The 7,018-nt window shown below is 70.0% G+C and carries 6 protein-coding genes; 3 read left to right on the forward strand and 3 right to left on the reverse strand.

What is annotated here, in order from left to right; all coding sequences use genetic code 11:
• Positions 1–511: 511 nt before the first annotated feature.
• Entirely contained in the window at positions 512–1,090 is a 579-nt protein-coding gene (locus tag ABZS66_RS08310) for a TetR family transcriptional regulator (protein WP_354756357.1), read from the reverse strand.
• An 85-nt stretch (positions 1,091–1,175) separates the two neighbouring features.
• Here ABZS66_RS08310 and ABZS66_RS08315 point away from each other — a divergent pair, with 85 nt between their 5' ends.
• Positions 1,176–2,066, forward strand: a complete 891-nt coding sequence (locus tag ABZS66_RS08315; RefSeq protein WP_354756359.1) for an oxidoreductase — start codon at positions 1,176–1,178, stop codon at positions 2,064–2,066.
• 71 nt (positions 2,067–2,137) lie between these two features.
• Complete coding sequence (locus ABZS66_RS08320; protein WP_354756361.1) at positions 2,138–4,933, forward strand: glycoside hydrolase family 9 protein; 2,796 nt, start codon at positions 2,138–2,140, stop codon at positions 4,931–4,933.
• Between the two features lie 91 nt (positions 4,934–5,024).
• On the opposite strand, the gene ABZS66_RS08325 is transcribed toward ABZS66_RS08320, so the two are convergent.
• Positions 5,025–5,873 carry an oxygenase MpaB family protein gene (locus ABZS66_RS08325; RefSeq protein ID WP_354756362.1) on the reverse strand — a complete coding sequence of 283 codons (849 nt, stop codon included), beginning with the start codon at positions 5,871–5,873 and terminating at the stop codon, positions 5,025–5,027.
• Positions 5,870–6,301: a Fur family transcriptional regulator gene (locus ABZS66_RS08330; RefSeq protein ID WP_354756364.1), complete on the reverse strand. Its 432-nt coding sequence runs from the start codon at positions 6,299–6,301 to the stop codon at positions 5,870–5,872. Before ABZS66_RS08330 ends, ABZS66_RS08325 begins: the two co-directional genes overlap by 4 nt.
• A gap of 116 nt (positions 6,302–6,417) precedes the next feature.
• Between ABZS66_RS08330 and ABZS66_RS08335 the strand changes: the two genes are divergently transcribed.
• Positions 6,418–6,900, forward strand: coding sequence for a DUF2231 domain-containing protein (locus ABZS66_RS08335; RefSeq protein WP_354756366.1), 483 nt, complete (start codon positions 6,418–6,420; stop codon positions 6,898–6,900).
• The last annotated feature ends 118 nt before the right edge of the window (positions 6,901–7,018 follow it).

Raw genomic sequence — 7,018 nt, forward strand, 5'->3', positions numbered from 1 at the left:
CTCGGGCCGGGCCGGGCTGGCGGGCTGCCGTGCCGGGCTGGGCTCGTTGGCTTCTCTGGCCGCAGGTTGGGGCAGCGGGCGGTTGCCGGTCGGTGCGCGTCCACGGCCTGATGGCGTGCTCTTCGGCGTCCCAGGGCCTGTTTCTGAGCCCGGGCTGCGGCGCGCCCTGATTCCGCCTGGTGCCACCCCGCGAAAGCCCGGTTGCAGCACCGATAGCCGGACTTCCGCGGGCGACGCCAGACCAAATCTGGACTCCGCTTCGCTCCGACCCCAGTTATGAAACAGGTCCTGGGCGTGGCTGGGGCACCGCTCTGGATGATCGCGAAGAGTTGTTGCCGTCGTCGACCGTGAACACGAAGACTTTTGGCACCCCTGGCGATAACAACTCTTCAGGATCATGGTCCATCAGGCCGTGGCGCAGCCCGTGGAGTGGCCCTGGCGACAACAACTCTTCGTGGTCATGAGCGACGTGGGCGGCCGGCCGCAGCCGGGGTCAGGAGCTTGCGAGTTGTCAGGACGGTGGGAAGGCCACCGCGAAGCAGGCGTCCACCAGCGCGTTGAGGTCCGCGTCGCGTGGCTGCTGGACCCAGTGGATCAGTGCCGTGTCGTACGCGGCGAAGGCCACCGCCACCACGACCGGGGCGGTCAGCTCCGTCGACGTGGCCGGGGGCATGCGGGTCGAGAGGTCCTTCGCCAGCGCCGCCTTCCACTCGACCTGGCGTTCCAGGTAGCGGGCCAGCAGCGCCGGGGTGTTCACCATGATCTCGGTCAAGCGGCGGGACTTCTCCGGGTGCTCCCAGAGCGTGTCCGTGAAGACGCGCAGCGCGTTCTGGACCGCCTCCGCCGGGGGTTCCGACGGTGGGCGCGACGACAGGGCCGCGCTCAGTTTGCGGCCCAGGTCGCTCAGGAACTCGATGATGACGTCTTCCTTCGAGCTGAAGTAGCGGAAGAACGTCCGCCGCGACACCCCCGCCGCGGCCGCCATCTGGTCGATCGTCGTCTCCTCGAAGCCCTGGAAGGCGAGGAGTTTCAGCGCGGCCTCGGTCAGCTCGTCCCGGACGAGCTGGCGCTTGCGTTCCACGAGGCTCACCCGCGCATTCTACGCCCCCCAACGCAAAACTTGGCACAAAAGGGCAGCGTTGACACTGAGTGCCACGCGAGGCATGCTGGGACGCATGAGATGGACGAGTGAGCAGATCGCGGATCAGCGGGGCAGGACGTTTCTCGTCACCGGGGCCAGCAGCGGGCTCGGGCTGGTGACCGCCAGGACGCTGGCGAGCAAGGGCGCGCACGTCATCATGGCCGTGCGTGACCTCGACAAGGGTCGCAAGGCCGGCGTCGACGGCGAGCTCAAGCGCGTCGACCTCGCCGACCTCGACAGCGTGCGCGCGCTCGCCGACGACCTCCAGGGCCGGACCATCGACGTCCTCATCAACAACGCCGGCGTCATGATGCCGCCGCGCCGGCGCAGCGCCCAGGGGCACGAGCTGCAGTTCGCCGCCAACCACCTCGGCCACTTCGCCCTGACGCTGCTGCTGCTCGACCGCATCACCGACCGCGTCGTGACCGTGAGCTCGACGCGGCACCGGACCGGGCGCATCCACTACGACAACCTCGACGGCGCCAAGGGCTACTCGCCGATGGGCTTCTACTCGCAGTCGAAGTTCGCCAATGTCCTCTTCGGCCTGGAGCTGCACCGGCGACTGCAGGCCGCCGGCGACCCGCGCAAGAGCATCCTCGCCCACCCCGGCTGGTCGAACACCAACCTCCAGACGGCGGTGACGTCCGGCCCGACGAAGATCGCCATGCGGATCGCCAACACGCTGTTCGCCCAGCCGATGGAGCGGGGCGCGCTCGACCAGCTGTACGCCGCGACCGACCCGCGGGTCGAGAGCGGCCAGTTCATCGGGCCCGACGGGCCGGGCGAGCACCGCGGCTGGCCAACCGTCGTCCAGCCCGTCGAGCCGGCCCGGGACGAGCACGACGCGCGGCGGCTCTGGGACCTCTCCGAGCGCCTCACGGGTGTGCAACTTTCAAGCGCTGACCTGCGCCGACAGCGCCGATAGAGCGCTCTCCTTCAAAATCAAGAAGCGGCGGCGGTTCAATCCAGCAACTGCCGAGAAGGAGACCGCCGCCGATGAAAAGACGCCTACTCAGCGCCGCCATAGCGGCCGTAACATTGATCACCCTCAACGTTGCCGTGCAGCAGCCGGCCCAGGCCGCGCCCACGTTCAACTACGCCGAGGCGCTGCAGAAGTCGATCTGGTTCTATGAGGCCCAGCAGTCCGGGCCGAAGCCGTCGTGGAGCCGCGTCGGCTGGCGCGGCGACTCGGCCATGAAGGACGGCCAGGACGTCGGGCTCGACCTCACCGGCGGCTGGTTCGACGCCGGCGACCACGTGAAGTTCGGCTTCCCGATGGCGTTCACGACGACGATGCTCGCCTGGGGCGCCGTCGAGTACCGCGATGCCTACACCCGCAGCGGCCAGCTGCCGTCCCTCATCAACAACCTGCGCTTCGTCAACGACTACTTCATCAAGGCGCACCCCAGCGCCAACGTCCTCTACGGGCAGGTCGGCACCGGCGGCCCGGACCATGCCTGGTGGGGGCCGGCCGAGGTGATGCCGATGGCCCGCCCGGCGTACAAGATCGACGCCTCCTGCGGCGGCGCGGACCTGGCCGGCGAGACCGCCGCCGCCATGGCCGCGTCGTCGATCGTCATCCGGCCCACGGACGCGGCCTACGCCGACAAGCTGGTCACGCACGCCAAGCAGCTCTACACGTTCGCCGACACGGTGCGCCGCAAGTACAGCGAGTGCATCACCGACGCGTCGAGCTTCTACAACTCGTGGAGCGGCTTCAACGACGAGCTCGTCTGGGGCGCGATCTGGCTCTACCGGGCCACGAACGACGCCACCTACCTGGCCAAGGCGGAGGCCGGCTACGCCAACCTGGGCACCGAGCCGCAGTCGACCACCAAGTCCTACAAGTGGACGATCGCGTGGGACGACAAGTCTTATGGGTGTTATGTACTGCTGGCCAAACTGACCGGCAAGCAGCAGTACGTCGACGACGCGAACCGCTGGCTCGACTACTGGTCGGTCGGCGTCAACGGCCAGAAGGTGCCGACGTCGCCCGGCGGCCAGGCGGTCCTCGACAGCTGGGGATCGCTGCGGTACGCCGCCAACACCTCGTTCGTCGCGTTCGTCTACAGCGACTGGCTCACCGACGCCACCCGCAAGGCGCGGTACCACGACTTCGGCGTGCGGCAGATCAACTACATCCTCGGCGACAACCCCCGCAGCTCCAGCTACATGATCGGGTTCGGGGCCAACCCGCCGAAGAACCCGCACCACCGCACGGCCCACGGCTCCTGGACCGACCAGATCACCAACCCGGAGATCTCCCGGCACACGCTGTACGGGGCGCTCGTCGGCGGGCCGTCGTCGGCCAACGACGCCTACACGGACAGCCGCCAGGACTACGTCATGAACGAGGTCGCGACCGACTACAACGCCGGCCTGACCAGCGCGCTCGTGCGCATGTACAACGAGTTCGGCGGCACGCCGCCGGCCGGCTTCCCGGGCACCGAGACACCGGACGGGCCGGAGATGTACATCGAGTCGTCGCTGAACACCACCGGCACCGGCTTCACCGAGATCAAGGCGATGGTCTACAACAAGTCGGCGTGGCCGGCCCGGGCCCTGACCCAGGGCTCGTTCCGCTACTACTTCACGCTCGACGGCGCGACGACCATCAGCCAGATCACCCTGTCGAGCGCGTACAACCAGTGCGGCGCGCCGACCGGCCCGACGCTGGTCAGCGGCAGCACGTACTACGTGACCGTCAGCTGCGTGGGCCAGACGATCGCCCCGGCCGGCCAGTCCGCCTGGCGGCGCGAGGTGCAGTTCCGCATCGCGTCGTCCGGCACCTGGGACACCTCGAACGACTGGTCGTACCCGGCCGCGGCCGGCCCCAACTCGCACATGACGCTGTTCGACGGCGCGACCAAGGTGTGGGGCGACGCGCCCGGCACCGGCCCGGCCGACACGACGGCGCCGAGCGCGCCGGGCCGGCCGACGTTCACGAACGTCACCTCGACCGGCGCGACCGCGAGCTGGACCGCGTCGACCGACAACGTCGCCGTGCGCGACTACTCGGTCTACAACGGCACCGCGCTCGTCGGCACCACCTCGGCGACGTCGCTCGCGATCACCGGCCTGAGCCCGTCGACGGCCTACACGTTCACCGTGGTCGCCACAGACACGTCGGGCAACACGTCGGCCGCGTCGCCGGGCGGCAGCGTGACGACACAGGCCTCGACCGGGGACACCACGGCGCCCACCAGGCCCGGCATGCCCGCCGCGTCCGGGGTGACCTCGTCCAGCGTCGCGCTGAGCTGGGCCGCGTCGACCGACAACGTCGGCGTCACCGGGTACGACGTGCTTCGCCTGGGCGGCAGCGCCGGCCCGGTTGTGGTGGCCACGACGACAGGCACTACCGCGACCGTCACCGGGCTGACCGCTTCGACGGCGTACCAGTTCGCGGTCCGGGCCAAGGACGCTGCCGGGAACCTGTCGACCACGTCGGACCCGGTGTCGGTGACGACGAGCGGCGGCACGAGCGGGGCGTCCTGCACCGCCGTCTACCGGGTGACGAACCAGTGGGGCGACGGGTTCAACGGCGAGGTCACGGTCACGAACTCCGGTACCACGCCGATCAGTGGCTGGACGGTCACGTTCACCTTCCCGGGCAACCAGAAGGTGACGAACGGCTGGTCCGGCGTCTGGTCGCAGACCGGCGCGGCGGTCACGGTCGCGAACGCGGCGTGGAACGGCTCGCTGGCACCGGCCGGCTCGACGGCCGCCGGCTTCAACGGCAGCTACTCGGGCACGAACGCGGCGCCGGCCACGGTGACCTGCGCAGCCCGTTAGGACAAGGGGCGGAGGCGGTAGATCACGACCGCCTCCGCGCCGGGTCGGTGTCGGGCGGACGCCCCGTTGAACGCGATCGGTGGGCGTTATCTCACGCTTCGTGCCCGGCGTGGGCCGCTTCGGCGGCTCGGGCCTCGGCCAGGCGGCGCATCGCGTCCTTGCGGGCCGGCGACTCGATCCACTCCAGCGGGATCTGCCGCAGCAGGGTGCCCAGCACGCGGGCGTTGGCCGACGCGACCAGGCCGGTGGCGGCGAGGCCGGGCAGGCCGTAGAGCTTGCGGGCCCACGGCGGCAGCAGGCCGATGGCCAGCGCCGACACGCTGAACGACAGGCCGCGCACCGGCGTCAGGCCGAGCCCGTAGGGCAGCGGCGGCAGGGTGAGGAAGATGCCGGTCGCCGCCGAGTCGGCCGTGAGCTCGAGGCTGGGGCGCATGTCCTCGTAGTACAACCGGATCTCCTCGGCGCTCGAGGGCACCGTGGCGGGGTCGAGCCCGACCAGGGCGGCGGCGCGGGTCTGCTCGGTGAAGTAGCCGTCGACCTCGGCCGGGCTGAGCCGCAGCCCGCCGCGCAGGGCGGCGTCGAGGAACGACTCGACCTCGGTCACGTGCACCCAGCGCAGCAGCTCGGGGTCGTCGACCCGGAACAGCTCGCCCGTGCGCGGGTCGGTCGCGGTCATCCGGCGGTGCACGGCGCGGACCCGCCGGCCGGCCTTCTCGGCCTGCTCGGTGGTGCCGTAGATGACCGTGGTCACGTACTCCGACGTCCGCCGCAGCCGGCCCCAGGGGTCCTGCCGGTAGCGGCTGTTCTGCTCGACGCCGGCGACCGCCCGCGGGTGCAGGGCCTGGAGGTACAGGCTGCGCAGCCCGCCGACGGTGACGATCGGCTCCCGGTGCACGCGCCAGGTGATCGAGTCGGGGCCGAACAGCCCTACGTCGGTCACTGCTGGTCTTCGCTGCGTTTCTGCTGGCAGGCCGGGCACAGCCCCCAGAAGGTGACCTCGGCCTCGTCGAGCACGAACCCGTGCGCCTGCGACGGGGTCAGGCAGGGCGCCTCGCCGACCGTGCAGTCGACGTCGGCGATCTCCCCGCACCCCCGGCAGACGACGTGGTGGTGGTTGTCGCCGACCCGGGCCTCGAAGCGCGCCGGGCTGCCGGCCGGCTCGATCCGCCGGGCCAGCCCGGCCCTGGACAGGGCGCTCAGCACGTCATACACCGCCTGGGTCGAGACCGAGTCAAGCCGCTGGCGCACCTGGGCGGCGATCTGGTCGACGTCGAGATGCCCGCGTGCGGAGTCGAGGACCTCCAGCACGGCCAGCCGGGGCCGCGTCACACGCAGACCCCGGGCGCGCAGCAGATCTTCACCCGACACGCCCTCAATAACACCACGCAGCCTGGAACCGTTCAAATGTTTCCTGACTCTTTGAACCCGGGATCTTCAGCGTGTGTACTTCCCCGCGGGGGAGGTCCGTCTGTCGAGGAGGCTTCGTGTTCGATCGTGTGCAAGGTATTCCGGCCCACCCGCTCTTTATCCATGCGGCGGTGGTCCTGGTGCCGCTGCTCGGGCTGGTCGCGATCCTCTACGCGGTGTGGGCGGGCAGCCGCCGCCACGTCCGCTGGCCGTTGATCGCCCTGGCCATCGCCACTCCCGTCGCGGTCTTCGCCGCGAAGGAGTCCGGCGAGTCGTTCAGCAAGAGCCCGAACTTCCAGGCCGGGGAGATCCAGGAGAAGATCGAGCAGCACGAGGGCTTCGGCAACAACCTGTTCGTGGTGGTGCTGGTGCTGGCGGTGGTCGCGCTGGTGATGGCCTTCATGCTGGCCGTGACGCCGAAGTCGAAGTTCCTGATCAAGGCCCCGGCGGCGGCGCACTGGGTGATCGTGGTGCTGGGGGTGGCGCTGAGCCTGGCCGCGTTCTACTTCGTCTTCAAGGCGGGCGACACGGGCGCCAAGATGGTCTGGACCGGCTTCTAGCCGCTTTCGCCGGCTCCTGCTTCGACTGGCCGGGCCATGATCAAGGGAAACATCTGGTCGCTATGACAGCCAGATGTTTCCCTTGATCATGGCCCCGCCGCCGGCCGCGGCCGCGGCA

Source organism: Dactylosporangium sp. NPDC005572 (genome assembly GCF_040605515.1).
Classification (GTDB): domain Bacteria; phylum Actinomycetota; class Actinomycetes; order Mycobacteriales; family Micromonosporaceae; genus Dactylosporangium.

What these genes read in the sequence shown, in the direction of transcription:
- ABZS66_RS08315 (WP_354756359.1), top strand. Translation starts at nt 1,176, where the DNA reads ATGAGATGGACGAGTGAGCAGATCGCGGATCAGCGGGGCAGGACGTTT.
- ABZS66_RS08320 (WP_354756361.1), top strand. Translation starts at nt 2,138, where the DNA reads ATGAAAAGACGCCTACTCAGCGCCGCCATAGCGGCCGTAACATTGATC.